The following is a 14,979-nucleotide window of genomic DNA, read 5'->3' as shown; positions in this document are numbered from 1 at the left end:
CATTCAAGGAGACGCATCCATGCAAATCACCCGCAGCATCAGCACCGTCGAAGTCCACACCGGTGGCGAGCCGTTCCGTATCGTGACATCCGGGCTGCCGCGCATGCCGGGCAAAACCATTGTCGAGCGCCGCGCCTGGTTGCTGGAAAACGCCGATGACATCCGCAAGGCCTTGATGTTCGAGCCTCGCGGTCACGCTGACATGTACGGTGGCTACCTTACCGAGCCGGTTTCGCCCACGGCGGACTTCGGCATCATCTTTCTGCACAACGAGGGTTACAGCGACCACTGTGGTCACGGCACCATCGCACTGGCGACGGCCGCGGTCGAACTGGGCTGGGTGGAGCGTACCGAACCGGAAACGCGTGTGGGTATCGATGCCCCTTGTGGCTTCATCGAAGCGTTCGTGAAGTGGGATGGCAAGCACGCCAACGGCGTACGCTTCATCAACGTGCCGTCGTTCATCTACAAGCGCGATGTGACCGTCACGACCCCAAGCTTCGGTGAGGTCACAGGAGACATCGCCTACGGTGGCGCCTTCTACTTCTACACCAGCGGCGCGCCGCATGGCCTGGAGATTCGCGAGTCCTCGGTGGAGACGCTCAAGCAGTTCGGCGCGCAAGTGAAGCAGGCGGCCAACGCTGCATTCGCTGTGGTGCATCCGGACATCCCGGAAATCAACCATATCTACGGCACCATCATCGATGGCGCGCCGCGTTTCGCTGAGTCCACCCAGGCCAACTGTTGCATCTTCGCCGATCGCGAAGTGGACCGCTCGCCGACCGGATCCGGTACCAGTGGCCGTGTCGCGCAACTCTATCTGCGCGGGCTGCTGGGCAAGGACGAGGTGTTGGTCAACGAGTCGGTGATCGGTTCGGTCTTTACCGCCAAGGTCATCAGGGAAACCACTGTGGGCGACATTCCAGCGGTGATTCCTGAAGTATCGGGCAACGCTTACATCTGTGGCTTTTGCAACTGGATCATCGATGATCGCGATCCGCAGAAGCACGGCTTCCTCGTGCGGTAATGAAAGGGGCAAGAGGTCGCTTTGTGGGAGCACCGCTCTTGCCTCCACATGAGTGTTGCTTTCTAGGTCTAAAGTCTGTCGAATTATGACTTGGACGGTCTTGGTGGGGGAGGCATAGGATGACGGCCACTGGAGTTCACAACTGACTCCCCTCATCAGGAAAGACATCAATGAGCCTCAAATCGCTTATCGCCAACCCACTGGGCTTCGGCACCGCGCCGCTTGGCAACATGTTCCGCAACGTACCCCAAGACGAGGTGCAAGCCACCGTCGATGCCGCCTGGAACAACGGCGTGCGTTACTTCGATACCGCGCCGTTCTACGGCGCCGGTCTCTCCGAGTCGCGTCTGGGCGATGCCCTGGTCGGTCGTCCACGTGACGAGTACGTGCTCAGCAGCAAGGTCGGCCGGATCATCCTCGACGAACTGGAAGACCCCACCAGCCGCGAGCTGGGCGAGAAGAGCGGCCTGTTCGAACACGGCAACCGCAACCGCATCGTCAACGACTACAGTGCCGATGCCACCCTGCGTTCGATCGAAGACAGCCTGCGCCGCCTGAAGACCGACCGCCTGGACATCGTCTGGATTCACGACATCGCCCAGGACTTCTACGGTGACGAGTGGCTGGAGCGTTTCGAGACGGCCCGCAAAGGCGCCTTCCGCGTCCTCACCCGCCTGCGTGAAGAGGGCGTGATCAAGGCCTGGGGCCTGGGTGTGAACCGCGTCGAACCGATCGAACTGACTCTGGATCTTGACGAGCCGCAACCCGATGGCTTCCTGCTCGCCGGCCGTTACTCGCTGCTCGATCATGACCGCGCTCTGCAACGTGTCATGCCGCAGGCGGTCGAGCAGGGCGTCGGCATCGTCGTCGGCGGCCCCTACAGCTCTGGCGTGACTGCCGGTGGCGAGCACTTCGAGTACCAGAAAGCCACCCCAGCGGTACTGGCCAAGCTCGAGCGTATTCGTGCTGTGGCGCGTGCCCATGGCGTCGAGGTCAAGGCCGCCGCCTTGCAGTTCGCCCTGGCTCACCCAGCTGTGGTTGCGACCATTCCTGGCTCCACCCGCGTGGCGCATGCCAACGAAGACCATGCCGCGCTGAGCGCCGTGATTCCGGCGGCGTTCTGGAACGACCTGCGTCAACAAGGCCTGATCAACGCCCTGGCACCGGTTCCGGCCGCCTGAGCATGACGGGGCAGGGCTGCGCCGCAGCCCTGCCTGCATCCGCGCCGCGCGTGGCCGATGGGGCACGCGCGGCGTTTTCATGCGTTGAGCTTGCCGCGCGTTGTAACTCGTCGTCCTCTCGGTGTGGAGCGTTGTAATGCCAGGATGGCCCGTGCAGGCGCTGCTTTCACAGGGGAAAGCGTGCTTGCGCGCGTGGTAATGTCCAACGCATCAATCAACGAGGAGCCAACATGGATCTAGGTATCAAGGGCCGCTGGGCCATCGTCTGCGCCGCCAGCCAAGGGTTGGGTAAAGGCTGCGCCGAGGCCCTGGGCGGCGAGGGCGTCAACCTGGTGATCAACGCCCGCACCGCCACCACCCTGGAGCAGGCGGGTGCCGAACTGCGTAGCCGCTTCCCGGACATCGAAGTCCGCACGGTCGCTGGCGATGTGGCCGAGCCTGCGGTGCGCGAAGCCCTGCTCAGCGCTTGCCCGCAGGTCGATATCCTGGTCAACAACGCCGGTGGCCCACCACCAGGCGATTTCCGGAACTGGGATCGAGAAGACTGGCTCAAGGCCTTGGACGCCAACATGCTCACGCCCATCGAGCTGATCAAGGCCGTGGTCGATGGCATGGCCGAGCGCGGCTTTGGCCGGGTGGTGAACATCACCTCGGGCGCAGTGAAAGCGCCGATCGATATCCTGGGGCTGTCCAATGGCGCGCGCAGCGGCCTGACCGGTTTCATCGCAGGGCTCGCCCGTCAGCAGCGTCTGGCCGGGCGCAACGTGACCCTGAACAACCTGCTGCCAGGCGCCTTCGATACTGCCCGTCTGCAAAAGACGCTACAGGCGGCGAGCCAGGCCAGCGGCGACCTGCAGGCGACCACCCAGGCGCGCCGCCAGGCAATCCCGGCGGCGCGGTTCGGCGATGCCAAGGAGTTCGGGGCTTACTGCGCCTTCCTGTGCAGCGTCCATGGTGGCTATATCACCGGGCAGAACCTGCTCATCGACGGCGGTGCCTACCCGGGCACTTTCTGACCTTGCACGCCTGGGCGAAGCGGCTGGATCATCCCAGCCGCGTCACCCACTTGCCCGGTGCATGGCCTTCCTTGAGTTGGCGCAATGCGTCCGGCAGCCCCTCGAAGTCAAAGTCCAGGCGCTGCGGCGTCATCAGGCGGCCCTCGGCGACCCTTTGCAGCAAACGCTCCCCTTCGACCTTCAACGCCTGGCGATCGAGCAGTCGACCGTGGGCGTGGATGCTGTTGAGCGCGACTTCATGCAACGAGATCGCTGTGCTGAAGGCAGGCAGCGGCGCGGTTTCCTGGCGGTCCTGGATGCACACCAGATGGCCGTTGTAGCCAAGCAGGCAGGCCAGGCTCGCCGCATGCGCGCCGCTGACAGTATCGAACAGGGCATGCAGCGGGCGTTCGCCCAGGGCAGTTTGCAGGCGTGCCTGCCAGTCCTCGGCGCGGTAGTCGAATACACCTATCACGCCCAGTTGCCTGAGGCGGTCATGGTGGTTCTCGCCAGCGGTGGCCCATACGCGCAGACCGCGCTGCACGGCGAGCTGAACCAGGTGGAAGCCCACCGCACCACCCGCGCCCACCACCAGCACATCACGTGAGGCGCCGTCGGCGACTTTGGCCAAGGCTTGCCAGGCAGTGAGCGCCGGGCAGGGGATGGCGGCTGCGGCGGCATCGTCGAGGTTGGCGGGGATGTGCATCACCAGCGTTGCGTCGAGCAGGCAGTACTGGGCAAAGCTGCCATCACGGGACAGCGACTGGTGATAGGCGACACGGGTGCCCAAGGGCAGGTCGACACCTTCGCCGACGGCGGCAACGAGGCCGGCACCGTCGACGCCGGGCACGGTGCCCTGGCGCCAATCGGCATGGCCCCATTCGCAGATCTTCCAGTCCACCGGGTTCAGGGCGATGGCACGGTTGGCCACCAGCACTTGACCGGGGCCGGGTTTGGGGAGGGGTTTGTCGATGAGCTCAAGGCCGTCCAGGCCGGCGCCCGGGGTCCAACCCCAGGCTCGATGCGTGGTGGACATGGGGAGTCCTCTTGGGGGGAAGAAGGGGGAGGGTAGCGAGGTGTTGCGAGGGGAAACAGCAGTGTTGGCGCAAAGGCCTGTTGACCTGTGGTCAACAATGACGAGGGGCCGCTGCGTGACGGCCCCTTGTGTTCATCTCAGCCCAGGGTCTTGGCCAGGGCTTGCAGGCCACCTTCGTAGATGCCGGTGAACAGTGCGATGGCTTCTTCGTCGCTCACGCCAACCGGGGTGAACTCGCCGAGCCATTCCACCAGGCTGCCCTGGCCGTCGGCCTTGACCCGCAGGGTCGACAGGTAGCCGGTTACCGGGAACGGGCTGGTGAGGATCGAGTAGCTGTAGCTGCGCTGTCGTTCATCGAAGGCCATCAGACGCTCGATGATGGCATTGCCCTCCGGGTCTTTCAGTGAGCGCACGCGGCCGCCTTCGCTGGAGAGGCTTTCAGGGATGAATGGCAGCCAGTCGGGCAGGCTGTCGAAGCCGCCGATCAGGGCCCAGACGTGATCAGGGCTGTGTTGGGTCTTCAAGGATGCGTAGGCGTTGGCCATGATGGGATTCTCCAGTTGAATTCAGATAGCGAGGCTGTCTACCACACCGCCGTCGACCCGCAGGGCCGCGCCGGTGGTGGCGGAGGAGTAGGGGGATGCGAGGTACACCACCAAGTGGGCGACTTCGTCCACTTCGGCGGCGCGTTGAATGATCGAGCTCGGGCGAGCGGTGCGCACGAAGTTGTCCGCCTCTTCGCGAATGCTGCGGCCGGACACCTTGGCTGCTTCAGCCACCAGGGCGGCAACGCCGTCGGTGAGCGTCGGGCCAGGCAATACCGCGTTGACGGTGACGCCAGTGCCGGCCAGGCGCTTGGCCAGACCGTGGGAGACGGCGAGGTTGGCGGCCTTGGTCACGCCGTAGTTGATCATGTCGGCCGGGATGGCAATGCCGGATTCGGAGGAGATGAACAGGATCCGCCCCCAGCCTTTGTCGACCATGCCCGGTGCGTAGTGTCGAGCCAGGCGTACGCCGGACAGCACGTTGGTGTCGTAGAAGCGGCTCCACTCGCTGTCGGGGACATCGAAGAAGTCGACGTCATCGTAGATGCCCAGGTTGTTGACCAGGATGTCGGCGCTCGGGTGGGCGTCGAACAGCGTCTGGGCGCCTTCGGCGGTGCCCAGGTCGGCCACCACGCCGTGGACCTGGCCCCGGCCACCTTGGGCGTGCAGCTCGGCCAGGGCGGCGTCGACCGACTTCTGGCTACGGCCGGCGATGACTACGTCGGCGTGGGCGCGGGCCAGGCCGCGGGCGATGGCCAGACCAATACCGCCGGTCGAGCCGCTGATGATGGCGGTACGTCCGCCAAGGTCGATGTTCATGGAATGGCTCCTGTGGATGAGTTGCATCGATGGGAGCCATGCTAGTGCTGCCTGATCAGACTGTAAAAGACATAATTCGACTGAGTTAAGACTTATGCGGTCTCTTCTGCGAGCCCCAACACCCGCTCGCGGAACACGCCCACGATTGGCCGCAGGTCTACCTGGTGCCAGGCTGCCCACAACTGCACGCAGGGGCTGAACCACGGCAGCTTGCGCAGCACGACGGTGGAGCCTGCGCTGGCGGACAGGCTGCTCTGGACCATCGCCAGGCCCAGCCCGGCGGACACCAGCCCGAGCACGCTCAGAGGGTCGTTGGCCTCCAGCGACAGGCGCGGAGTGAAGCCTGCGTCGGCGCAGCGGGCAATGAAATCGTCGCGTTTGTTGATCTGGTCAGGCTGGCCGCCAGTGATGATCCATTCCTGCTCATGCAGGTCGGCGGGCGTGAGTTCGGCCTTGATGGCCAAGGGGTGCCCGGCGGGGATGGCCAGCAGCAGAGGGTCGTCCAGCACGGGGTGGCCACGCAGGTCGGGGTCGGTGCTGGGCGGGGGCTCGCAGACCAGGGCGATGTCCAGGCTGCGCTGGCGCAGACCTTCGAACTGCTCGCGCGGGGTCATGTTGTAGAGGGCGATATGGATGTTCGGACGTTCGCTGCGGATGGCCCGCACCGCGCCGGGCAGCACGCCGGCATGGATGGCGTGGTTGACGTAGCCGATGCACAGGCCGCCTTCCTCGCCCCGGCCCAGTCGCTTGCCCAGCGATTCCAGACGTTCGGCGTGCTTGAGCAGGCCGCGGGCTTCGGACAGGAAGGTGCGGCCGTCGGCGGTCAGGTACAGGCGCTGATTGCGCCGCTCGAACAGGGCAAGGCCCAGGTTGTCTTCGAGCTGGGCGATCTGCCGGCTAAGGGGGGATTGTGAAATGTGTAGCTGCTCGGCCGCGCGTCCAACGTTCTCGCATTCGGCGACAGCGACGAAGTAGCGCAACTGACGTAGATCTTGCATGAGACCTCCAAGGGAACTGCCCAAAGTTTTACGCGGACAGCTCTGCCTTGGCTAGCCTCCTCAGGTCGGGGAACTACACGGTCTCGCCCACGGCCCTGGCGGCGACCTTGCTGCGTCCGCCCAGCCAGACCAGCAGCAGGCCGCCTGCCGCCAGCATGCCGCCGGCGACCGGTACCGCGGCGTAGCCCAGGTCCAAGCTGATGACCGCGCCACCCAGCGCTGCCCCCACCGCATTGCCGAGGTTGAAGGCGCCCACGTTGATCGACGAGGCCAGGCCCGGAGCCTCGCTGGCGGCGATCATCACGCGCATTTGCAGCGGCGGTACCACGGCGAAGGTGAATATGCCCCAGACCAGCAAGGCCAGCGCCGCGCCGACGTGGGACCCCAGCACGAACGGCATCAGCACCATGATCAGCGCCAGTACGCCGAGGAAGAGACGTGCCGAGCCGTCCAGCGACCAGTCGGCCAGGCGACCGCCGAGGCTGTTGCCCAAGGTGAAGCCCACACCGATCAGCACCAGGCCCAGGGTGACGAAGCGGTCCGAGGCGCCGGTGAGGTCCGCCAGCACCGGGGCGACGTAGGTGTATAGGGTGAACATCGCGCCAGCACCGAGCACCGTGGTGGCCATGGCCAGCAGCACGTTCGGCCGGGCAATCACTGCGAGCTCCCGACGCACATCGGGCACGCTGCCGCGCTCGCCCTTGGGCAGGGCCCACCACAGGGCGGTCATGGCCAGGATGCCGAGCAGCGCGGTGCCGGCGAAGGCCAGGCGCCAGCCGACCTGCTGGCCGATCCAGGTGGCGGCGGGGACGCCGCCGATGTTGGCGATGGTCAGGCCCATGAACATGGTGGCGATGGCGCTGGCCTGCTTCTCGCGCGGCACGACGCTGGCCGCCACCACCGCACCGAGGCCGAAGAAGGCGCCGTGGTTGAGGCTGGTGACCAGGCGCGAGGCGAGCAGCGTGCCGTAGCCCGGCGCCAGGGCCGACAGCAGGTTGCCCACGGTGAAGATGGCCATCAGCGCGATCAGTGCGCCGCGCTTGCCAAAGCGGCTGAACAGCAGGGTCATGATCGGTGCGCCGACCATCACGCCGACGGCGTAGGCGGTCACCAGCATGCCGGCGCTGGGGATGCTGACATCGATGCCTTCGGCGATCACCGGCAGCAGGCCCATCGGGGTGAATTCGGTGGTACCGATACCAAAGGCCCCGATGGCCAGGGCGAACAGGACGTGTCCGGGTTTCATTGCAAAGGCTCCTGGGGGGCGAAGTGTGTGAAGGTGAGGCGCAGTATGGCAATGGCCGGAAGGCCGATTAAGTCACGACTGCGCCAAGGACTTTTGATTTGAAATCAACGATCGCCTGGGCGGCGATCAGTGGATGGCCACCGGGTTGATGTTGACCTGGGTCGAGCCCTTGTACAGCGGCTGGCCCAGCACGAAGAGGAACTCGAAGGCCTTGTCGCGCACCAAGGCACGGGTGTCGATCAGCTCCAGGTTGTAAATACCGCGTTTGGCCAGCATGAACTGGTTGACCGGAAACTCTTCGCCTGTGGGGTTGGGGTAGACCTCCGAGGCCCAGGTGTCCCCGCCAAAGGCGACGATGCCCTGGTCGGCGAGCCACTGGGCTGCTGGCAGGTCGATGCCGGGCTCGGTAGCGAGGAACTGCTGGTTGTCCTTGCCGATCAGCTCCAGCCAGCCGGTGTTGAACAGCACCACATCGCCCTTGCGCAGGGTGATGCCTTGTTTCTTCAGTACAGCCTTGATGTCGTTCACGGTGAACGATGTGCCACCCGGCACGATGGCCTTGCCGTAGTAGGCGGTCATGTCCAGCACCACGCCGCGGGTCACCATGGGCGGTACTTTCTCCACGCCGAGCTTGGTGACGCCCTCGACGGTGACGAAGTCCGCTGCCTTGTTGCCGTTGTAGTAGACGTTGTCGATACCGATATGGCCGATGCCGTTGAGCTGGGTGCCGACGCCGGTCCAGCCGTTGACCAGTTCATCGTTGAAGCTGAACTTGTTCTTGCCCAGCGTCTGGCCGGCCTGTTCGCCGGGCTGGATGTTGTAGAGGTGGAAGCTGCGATGGCGGAAGGCGGGCAGGTCCTTGCTCACAGGCACGGCCAAGGGGTAGGTCTTGCCGGTCTTGACCAGACCCACGGCCTGCTTGACCACCTCGGGGGTCAGCAGGTTGGCGGCGCCGATTTCGTCCTGCTTGCCATAAGGCGAATCCTGCCAGTCGGCTGCCAGGGTTGCTTGGGCGGTGGTGGCCAGGGCGGCGGCCAGTAGCAGGGGCTTGAAGTAGTTCATCCGGATTCTCCTGATCGGGAAGTGATGTCAGGGGCGGATTCTGGGCGGGTGCAGGGGGGAGAAAAAGCAGCGGGCGGGACAATGACTTTTGCGTGTGGGTCAAGGAGCGAAGGCCTCAGTCGCAGGTGAGCCCGCTCCCGCAGGCGATCAAGCGCAACCGATCCAAATGCCTTTAACATGGTTGCGGATCGGCCCCTTCGTTGAAAGAGACCTGTATGGAGTTACGTCAGCTTCGCTATTTCCTGAGTGTCCTGGAGTACGGCAGCCTGGGCAGGGCTGCAATCGAGCTCGGGGTCGGCGCCTCCGCCTTGAGCCAGCAACTGTCGAAGCTGGAGAGCGAGGTGAGTACGCGGCTTTTGACACGTTCGAGCACGGGCGTCTCGCCGACGGCGGCGGGCCTGGCCTTCGAATACCATGCACGCCTGGCGCTTCGCCAGGCCGAGCATGCCGTTCTTGCCGCGCAAAGCGGGCGCATGAGCGGCTATGCCAGCGTGGGGCTTGCGCCGACCACCGCCTCGATTCTCGGCCTGGCCTTGATCGACAGGATGCGCGAACGCTATCCCGATATCCGTCTGCACCTGGTGGAAATGCTCTCCGGCTACCTGATGAACCAACTCAATGCCAGGCACCTCGACTTGGCGGTGCTGTTCCAAGCGGAGTCGGGGCCGCGCCTGGATGTCCGGCCGCTTCTGAACGAGCGGCTGTTCGTTCTGGTTCCCGCCCCGTTGGTCAAGGCCGATTGGGGCGAGGCCCTCACGCTGGAACAGATCGCGACGCTTGCATTGGTGATGCCCAGCACACAGCATGGCCTGCGCACGACACTGCGTTCGATCTTCGAGCGGGCCGGGCTGGAGGCCAACATCGTCATGGAAATCGATGGCCTGTCGCTGTTGATGGATTGTGTCTGTGCAGGTCACGCCGCCACCATCCAGCCCGGCGCGACGGTGGCCCGAGCGCACCAGGCGGGCTTGCGTGTGTTCGCCATCGATGAGGCTCAGGCGCAGCGGCGCAACGTGATCGTCAGCCTCACCGATGACGAACTTTCGCCAGCGGCGTTGGCGACCCGGATCGTCCTGCAGGAGCTCGCACGGGAGCTGGTGGAGCAGGGGCGGTGGCCGGGTGCCCGGTTACTTTGAGCCTGGGCACGCCATTGCCGCCCAGGACCGTTTAGCAAAACTGAATGCCTCCCCTCGGCGATCGCGTTTCGCCGTCCATGCCCGCTCATTAGAGTCCCCGGTCACGAGGAGCACCCGAACAGTCGGCTCCTCGTGATCTGGAGGCGAAATGATCGATGTGCTTGTCATCGGAGGGGGCAATGCCGCCCTCTGTGCCGCGCTGATGGCGCGGGAGGCCGGAGCCAGCGTGATGCTGCTCGAAGCGGCCCCTCGTGCCTGGCGGGGCGGCAATTCCCAACATACCCGCAACCTGCGCTGCATGCATGACGGGCCGCAGGACGTGCTGGTCGAGTCATACCCGGAAGAAGAGTTCTGGCAGGACCTGCTCAAGGTCACTGGTGGCCAGACCGACGAAGCGCTCGCGCGCCTGGTGATTCGCGCGTCCTCCAATTGCCGCGACTGGATGCGCCGCCATGGCGTGCACTTCCAGCCGTCGTTATCCGGTGCGCTGCATACCGCTCGAACCAACGCGTTCTTCATGGGCGGCGGCAAGGCGCTGGTCAATGCGTACTTTCGCAGTGCCGAGCACCTGGGCGTACAGATACGCTACGACACTCCCGTCGCCGACATAGAGTTGCACAACGGACGCTTTGTTGCCGCGTACGTGCCGGCGCGTGAAGCCCAAGGCCGACACTTGCCTGCCGAACGCATCGAGGCGCGCAGTTGCGTGCTTGCCGCCGGTGGTTTCGAGTCCAACCGCCAGTGGTTGCGCGAGGCCTGGGGGCAGAACGAACGAGGGGAGTGGCCTTCGGACAACTTCCTGATTCGCGGTACGCGTTTCAACGATGGGGTTCTGTTGCGCCGCATGATCGAACAGGGCGCCGACACGATCGGCGACCCGACACAGGCGCACATGGTGGCGATCGATGCCCGGGCCCCGTTGTACGACGGCGGCATCTGTACGCGCATCGATTGTGTGTCGCTGGGCGTGGTGGTCAATCGCGACGGTCAGCGTTTCTATGATGAAGGCGAAGACTTCTGGCCCAAGCGTTATGCCATCTGGGGACGGCTGGTGGCCCAACAGCCCGGGCAGGTGGGCTTCTCGATCATCGACCAGAAAGCCCTTGGCCGCTTCATGCCGCCGGTCTTCCCGGGGGCTACCGCCGATAGCCTGGAAGCCCTGGCCGGCCTGCTCGGCTTGCCCGTGCAGCCCTTCGTCGACACGGTGCGGGCCTACAACCGAGCCTGCCAGGCGGGCACCTTCGACCACACCCGGTTGGACGACTGCCACACCCTGGGACTGGAGCCTGTGAAGAGCCACTGGGCACGACCGATCGATACCCCTCCTTACTACGGCTACCCGCTGCGCCCCGGCGTCACCTTCACCTACCTGGGGCTGCGCACCGACGAAACCGCCGCGGTCCATTTCGCTGGACGGCCCAGCCCGAACCTGTTCGTCGCCGGCGAAATGATGGCGGGCAATGTGCTCGGCAAGGGCTACACCGCGGGTGTCGGCATGTCCATTGGCACTGCCTTCGGCCGCATCGCCGGGACCAGTGCCGCGGCGGCTGCCGGCCATGTATATCCAGAACAAGAGAATCGCCATGACCGCGCAACTGCCTGAATCTCACCAACCTGATGCCGACCAGCCGGCCCTCGCCCTGATCCCGGTGTTGAACCTTGAGGAGCAGGAAGTGGACCGGCAGATGCGGATCTGCAATGCCTGCCGATACTGCGAGGGCTTCTGCGCCGTGTTCCCGGCCATGACCCGCAGGCTGGAGTTCGGCAAGGCCGATATCCATTACCTGGCCAACCTGTGCCACAACTGCGGCGCTTGCCTGCACGCCTGTCAGTATGCCCAGCCCCACGAATTCGCTGTCAACGTGCCCCAGGCCATGGCCAAGGTGCGCGGGCAGACCTATGCCGAATACGCCTGGCCGAGTCTCTTCGGGCGGCTGTATCGGCACAACGGCACCTATGTCGCCAGTGCCTTGGCAGTGGCCTTGTCGCTGTTTTTGCTGCTGGCATTGTGGGCCAACGGCACGCTGTTGCCCGGGCGGTTGGCGGGGAATTTCTATGCGGTCTTCCCGCACAACACCTTGGCGTTGATGTTCGGCAGTGTCTTTGCTGCGGCAGGTGTGGCGCTGGCGGTGGCGGTGCGTCGTTTCTGGCGCTCGGTCTCGCCTGCCCAGGCCCAGGCGCAACCGGGCAAGGGGGCGGTGCTCGAGGCCTCGAGCGCAGCGCTGACCCTGAAGTATCTGGACGGTGGGCATGGCCAGGGCTGCAACAACGCCGATGATCGCTACACCCTCTGGCGCCGGCGCTTCCATCACTTCACCTTCTACGGCTTCCTGTTGTGCTTCGCTGCCACAGCGGTCGCCACCGGCTACCACTACCTGTTGGGCTACCCGGCGCCGTATCCGCTGCTGAGCGCACCGGTGTTGCTCGGGACCTTGGGTGGGCTTGGCTTGGTCGTCGGGCCCGCCGGGTTACTGGCGCTGAACCTGCGCCGGGCGCCGGAGCAGGGCGATGTTGCCCAGCGGCCCATGGACCGGGCGTTCATCCTGTTGCTCTTGCTGGTCAGCGTCACGGGCCTTGCCCTGCTGGGCCTGCGCGACACCGCCGCGATGGCGATCCTGCTGGCGATCCATCTGGGCACCGTCATGGCGCTGTTCATCACGCTGCCCTACGGCAAGTTCGCCCATGGCCTGTTCCGCAGTGCGGCACTGCTCAAATTCGCGATCGAAAAGCGCCGGCCCAATAACCTGGGTCTGGAAGGGGAGTGAGCCATGAATGCAGCCGGTTTCTCCCCTGCACCGTTCTGCGTGTCTCGCTCACCGGTTGGGCCATTTGTCCAACAGGATCGACACGAACTTCTCCGCCGCCGGCGACAGCGATGCCCCGCGTCGGTAGACCAGTCCCAGGGTGCGGGTGACCTGGGGTTCGATCAGCGGCACGCTGACCAGCGTCGGGTGATCGGCGCTGGGCATGGCCAGGCTGGGCATGGCCGACACACCTAGCCCGGCCTCGACCATGCCCAGCGAGGTGGACAGGTGCTGGACCTCATAGAACCACTTGGGCCGCAGGTTGAGCCCGGACAGGGCATGGTCCAGCAGCATCCGGTTGCCGCTCAGCCGGCCTACGCCGATCAGTCGGTAGTCGGCCAGTTCTGTCCAGGTCACCGCGTCGCGGTTCGCCAGCTTGTGGTCCCGACGGCAGGCCAGGACAAAATGCTCCTGCACCAGGGAGACGAACTCGATGTCCGGGTGCTGGCCGCTCATCATGTTGATGCCGAAGTCGGCCTCGCCCCGCAACACGGCCTCGAGCCCGTCGTTGGCGCTGAGGTCCAGCAGGCGGATGCGGATCTTGGGGTACTGCTCGTTGTAGTCGCGGATCACCGACGGCAGGAAATAAAACGCCGCAGTCGGGATGCAGGCGAGGGTGACCTGGCCGGTCTGTCGTTCGGCGAGTTCGCGAATGCTCAGGATCGAATCCTCGAAGTCATCCAGCAAGCGCCTGGCTTTGGGCAGAAAGTCCCGCCCGACACTGGTCAGGCTGACGCGGCGAGTCGTGCGCTCCAGCAGGGAGGTGCCCAATCCTTCCTCGAGCTTTTTTATCCGCCGACTCAGGGCGGGTTGGGACAGATGCAGCGCTTCCGCCGCTTCATGGAAGCTGCCCAGTTCGGCGATTTTCACGAAAGATCGTATGTCTTGCAGCTCGTATTCCATCTCGTATCGCTCTTTGGCCCTGGCTCTGGATTGATTCATCAATCGCAATAATGGCTACGATATTTGCATTGGATTGATTTATCCATCCCTGTCAATCTTGTGTCCACAACATCAATGATGCCCATTGATCAACAAGAGTGCGAAATCATGCAACGAATTCCTTGCGTACTCATGCGCGGCGGCACCTCCAAAGGGCCCTTTTTCCATGCATGGGATCTTCCTGCCAATGTGGTCGAACGCGACGAATTGCTGATCAACCTGATGGGTTCCGGGCATGAGCTGGAAATCGACGGGATCGGCGGCGGTAGCCCGCAGACCAGCAAGGTGGCAATCGTCAGCCCCTCACTGCATGCCGACGCCGATGTCGATTACCTGTTCGTGCAGGTCATGGTCGCCCAGCGCCGGGTCGATACCGCACCCAACTGCGGCAACATGCTCTGCGCCGTTGGCCCGTTCGCCATCGAGCAAGGGCTGGTCAAGGCCCAGGATGGCAAGACCCTGGTACGCATCCGTAACTTGAACACCAACACCTTTGTCAATTCGCTGGTGGAAACGCCCGGTGGCATCGTGCGTTACGAAGGCCGCACGGCAATCGACGGTGTGCCTGGCACTGCCGCCCCGGTGCACCTGACCTTCCTCGACGCGGTAGGCAGCAAGACCGGCAAGCTGTTCCCCACAGGCCAAGCCCAGGATGTGATCGACGGCGTGCCGGTGACCTGCATCGACATGGCCATGCCGATGATGATCGTCGAGGCCAGCCAGCTGGGCGTGACCGGCTCCGAGACCCCCGCACAGCTGGATGCCGACACCCGCCTGCTGCAACGTCTGGAGGCCTTGCGCCTGAAGGCTGGCAAGGCCATGGGGCTGGGCGATGTCAGCGGCATGGTGATCCCAAAGCCCGTACTGGTTTCCCCGCCACGCTATGACGGCACGCTGCAAGTGCGCTACTTCATGCCTCACAACTGCCATCGCGCCTTGGCCATCACTGGTGCAATCGGGCTGGCGACTGCCTGCGTCAGCCCGGGCACCGTGATCATGGACATGCTTGGCGAACAAGCACAGCACCTGGAGGAAGTGCGCCTGGAGCACCCGAGCGGTGGCATCGACGTCGCGCTTTCGCGCAGCGGCGCCGATGGCAAGACGCTCCAGGCTTCTGTGGTTAGAACCGCCCGCCGGCTGTTTTCAGGCTTCGTCTACGCCCCAACCTTGCGCAGGCTGGCGGGGTAG

At 64.6% G+C, this 14,979-nt stretch carries 14 protein-coding genes; 7 read left to right on the top strand and 7 right to left on the bottom strand.

Annotated elements, in window-relative coordinates:
• The first annotated feature begins 19 nt into the window (after window positions 1–19).
• The 3 genes from lhpH (at window position 20) to HMPREF3173_RS01360 (ending at window position 3,224) form a co-directional block, all read left to right on the top strand.
• On the top strand, window positions 20–1,027 hold the full coding sequence (gene lhpH, locus HMPREF3173_RS01370) for a trans-3-hydroxy-L-proline dehydratase (protein WP_070571188.1): 1,008 nt from the start codon (window positions 20–22) through the stop codon (window positions 1,025–1,027).
• Between the two features lie 170 nt (window positions 1,028–1,197).
• Window positions 1,198–2,208, top strand: coding sequence for an aldo/keto reductase (locus HMPREF3173_RS01365; RefSeq protein ID WP_070571187.1), 1,011 nt, complete (start codon window positions 1,198–1,200; stop codon window positions 2,206–2,208).
• 230 nt (window positions 2,209–2,438) lie between these two features.
• Window positions 2,439–3,224 (top strand): SDR family oxidoreductase, encoded by a 786-nt coding sequence (locus tag HMPREF3173_RS01360; RefSeq protein WP_070571186.1) that lies wholly within the window; start codon window positions 2,439–2,441, stop codon window positions 3,222–3,224.
• A gap of 28 nt (window positions 3,225–3,252) precedes the next feature.
• Here the strand turns inward: HMPREF3173_RS01360 and HMPREF3173_RS01355 are convergent, their stop codons facing one another.
• From HMPREF3173_RS01355 to HMPREF3173_RS01330, 6 genes are all read right to left on the bottom strand, one after another.
• Window positions 3,253–4,239: a zinc-binding dehydrogenase gene (locus HMPREF3173_RS01355; protein WP_070571185.1), complete on the bottom strand. Its 987-nt coding sequence runs from the start codon at window positions 4,237–4,239 to the stop codon at window positions 3,253–3,255.
• A gap of 137 nt (window positions 4,240–4,376) precedes the next feature.
• Complete coding sequence (locus tag HMPREF3173_RS01350; RefSeq protein ID WP_070571184.1) at window positions 4,377–4,784, bottom strand: SRPBCC family protein; 408 nt, start codon at window positions 4,782–4,784, stop codon at window positions 4,377–4,379.
• A 21-nt stretch (window positions 4,785–4,805) separates the two neighbouring features.
• Window positions 4,806–5,603, bottom strand: coding sequence for an SDR family NAD(P)-dependent oxidoreductase (locus HMPREF3173_RS01345; RefSeq protein WP_070571183.1), 798 nt, complete (start codon window positions 5,601–5,603; stop codon window positions 4,806–4,808).
• 92 nt (window positions 5,604–5,695) lie between these two features.
• Window positions 5,696–6,601, bottom strand: coding sequence for a LysR family transcriptional regulator (locus HMPREF3173_RS01340; RefSeq protein ID WP_070571182.1), 906 nt, complete (start codon window positions 6,599–6,601; stop codon window positions 5,696–5,698).
• 73 nt (window positions 6,602–6,674) lie between these two features.
• On the bottom strand, window positions 6,675–7,847 hold the full coding sequence (locus HMPREF3173_RS01335; protein WP_070571181.1) for an MFS transporter: 1,173 nt from the start codon (window positions 7,845–7,847) through the stop codon (window positions 6,675–6,677).
• A gap of 126 nt (window positions 7,848–7,973) precedes the next feature.
• Complete coding sequence (locus tag HMPREF3173_RS01330; RefSeq protein WP_090344703.1) at window positions 7,974–8,909, bottom strand: cyclase family protein; 936 nt, start codon at window positions 8,907–8,909, stop codon at window positions 7,974–7,976.
• Window positions 8,910–9,124: 215 nt separating this feature from the next.
• Between HMPREF3173_RS01330 and HMPREF3173_RS01325 the strand changes: the two genes are divergently transcribed.
• The 3 genes from HMPREF3173_RS01325 to tcuB all read left to right on the top strand — a co-directional run bounded on the left by HMPREF3173_RS01325 (window position 9,125) and on the right by tcuB (window position 12,810).
• On the top strand, window positions 9,125–10,045 hold the full coding sequence (locus HMPREF3173_RS01325; RefSeq protein WP_070571180.1) for a LysR substrate-binding domain-containing protein: 921 nt from the start codon (window positions 9,125–9,127) through the stop codon (window positions 10,043–10,045).
• Window positions 10,046–10,193: 148 nt separating this feature from the next.
• Window positions 10,194–11,648, top strand: a complete 1,455-nt coding sequence (tcuA, locus tag HMPREF3173_RS01320) for an FAD-dependent tricarballylate dehydrogenase TcuA (RefSeq protein ID WP_070571179.1) — start codon at window positions 10,194–10,196, stop codon at window positions 11,646–11,648.
• Window positions 11,629–12,810 carry a tricarballylate utilization 4Fe-4S protein TcuB gene (tcuB, locus tag HMPREF3173_RS01315; protein ID WP_070571178.1) on the top strand — a complete coding sequence of 394 codons (1,182 nt, stop codon included), beginning with the start codon at window positions 11,629–11,631 and terminating at the stop codon, window positions 12,808–12,810. Before tcuA ends, tcuB begins: the two co-directional genes overlap by 20 nt.
• Window positions 12,811–12,858: 48 nt before the next feature.
• On the opposite strand, the gene HMPREF3173_RS01310 is transcribed toward tcuB, so the two are convergent.
• A complete protein-coding gene (locus HMPREF3173_RS01310; protein WP_043215830.1) occupies window positions 12,859–13,752 on the bottom strand; it encodes a LysR family transcriptional regulator in 894 nt (297 codons plus the stop codon).
• Between the two features lie 147 nt (window positions 13,753–13,899).
• On the opposite strand from HMPREF3173_RS01310, the gene HMPREF3173_RS01305 reads away from it, so the two are divergent.
• The gene (locus HMPREF3173_RS01305; protein ID WP_083299896.1) at window positions 13,900–14,979 is read left to right on the top strand and encodes a 4-oxalomesaconate tautomerase; all 1,080 of its coding nucleotides are present in this window, start codon (window positions 13,900–13,902) and stop codon (window positions 14,977–14,979) included.

It is taken from the genome of Pseudomonas sp. HMSC08G10 (assembly GCF_001808425.1).
In the GTDB taxonomy this organism is placed as follows: Bacteria; Pseudomonadota; Gammaproteobacteria; order Pseudomonadales; family Pseudomonadaceae; genus Aquipseudomonas; species Aquipseudomonas guariconensis.
The sequence above is the reverse complement of the archived record's forward strand: the minus strand, read 5'-3'. Positions and strand labels throughout refer to the sequence as shown.

What these genes read in the sequence shown, in the direction of transcription:
- lhpH (WP_070571188.1), top strand. Translation starts at nt 20, where the DNA reads ATGCAAATCACCCGCAGCATCAGCACCGTCGAAGTCCACACCGGTGGC.
- HMPREF3173_RS01365 (WP_070571187.1), top strand. Translation starts at nt 1,198, where the DNA reads ATGAGCCTCAAATCGCTTATCGCCAACCCACTGGGCTTCGGCACCGCG.
- HMPREF3173_RS01360 (WP_070571186.1), top strand. Translation starts at nt 2,439, where the DNA reads ATGGATCTAGGTATCAAGGGCCGCTGGGCCATCGTCTGCGCCGCCAGC.
- HMPREF3173_RS01355 (WP_070571185.1), bottom strand. Translation starts at nt 4,239, where the DNA reads ATGTCCACCACGCATCGAGCCTGGGGTTGGACCCCGGGCGCCGGCCTG.
- HMPREF3173_RS01350 (WP_070571184.1), bottom strand. Translation starts at nt 4,784, where the DNA reads ATGGCCAACGCCTACGCATCCTTGAAGACCCAACACAGCCCTGATCAC.
- HMPREF3173_RS01345 (WP_070571183.1), bottom strand. Translation starts at nt 5,603, where the DNA reads ATGAACATCGACCTTGGCGGACGTACCGCCATCATCAGCGGCTCGACC.
- HMPREF3173_RS01340 (WP_070571182.1), bottom strand. Translation starts at nt 6,601, where the DNA reads ATGCAAGATCTACGTCAGTTGCGCTACTTCGTCGCTGTCGCCGAATGC.
- HMPREF3173_RS01335 (WP_070571181.1), bottom strand. Translation starts at nt 7,847, where the DNA reads ATGAAACCCGGACACGTCCTGTTCGCCCTGGCCATCGGGGCCTTTGGT.
- HMPREF3173_RS01330 (WP_090344703.1), bottom strand. Translation starts at nt 8,909, where the DNA reads ATGAACTACTTCAAGCCCCTGCTACTGGCCGCCGCCCTGGCCACCACC.
- HMPREF3173_RS01325 (WP_070571180.1), top strand. Translation starts at nt 9,125, where the DNA reads ATGGAGTTACGTCAGCTTCGCTATTTCCTGAGTGTCCTGGAGTACGGC.
- tcuA (WP_070571179.1), top strand. Translation starts at nt 10,194, where the DNA reads ATGATCGATGTGCTTGTCATCGGAGGGGGCAATGCCGCCCTCTGTGCC.
- tcuB (WP_070571178.1), top strand. Translation starts at nt 11,629, where the DNA reads ATGACCGCGCAACTGCCTGAATCTCACCAACCTGATGCCGACCAGCCG.
- HMPREF3173_RS01310 (WP_043215830.1), bottom strand. Translation starts at nt 13,752, where the DNA reads ATGGAATACGAGCTGCAAGACATACGATCTTTCGTGAAAATCGCCGAA.
- HMPREF3173_RS01305 (WP_083299896.1), top strand. Translation starts at nt 13,900, where the DNA reads ATGCAACGAATTCCTTGCGTACTCATGCGCGGCGGCACCTCCAAAGGG.